The organism is Oleiphilus sp. HI0067 (assembly GCF_001635735.1).
Genome location: NZ_LWFI01000831.1, coordinates 1 through 326 on the forward strand (window position 1 = coordinate 1; position 326 = coordinate 326).

Consider the following 326-nt stretch of genomic DNA (forward strand, 5'->3'; position numbering starts at 1 on the left):
CGCGCCAAAGCGTGCCATTTCAAGTGAATCGGACACGCACCCACCGGTTTCCTCAGCTAAGCCTTGAACCAACGGATCCGTGTAATAGTGTGCAATCAACACAGCATTGTTCTGTTTCAACAGCCCTTTTATTTCTGCTGTGAGTTGATCTACCTGTGCTTGATCAATCGCTTGTGGGATTTTTTCGTGCGCTAAATGCTCTTGTACTAGAACGCGGTCTTGAAAGTCACTCATGTATTACATATATCCGGTGGAAATAATCGGCGCATATTATAGTAAAGTCACTGCGCTAGGACTACTGCGCTATTCGTAAAAAGAACACTGTA

Annotated in this window: 1 protein-coding gene; it reads right to left on the reverse strand. The window is 44.8% G+C overall.

The window, feature by feature from the left end; translation table 11 throughout:
- A partial coding sequence (gene nadA, locus A3739_RS08835) for a quinolinate synthase NadA (RefSeq protein WP_197472224.1) occupies positions 1 to 234 on the reverse strand: 234 nt, incomplete at its 3' end.
- Positions 235 to 326 lie beyond the last annotated feature (92 nt).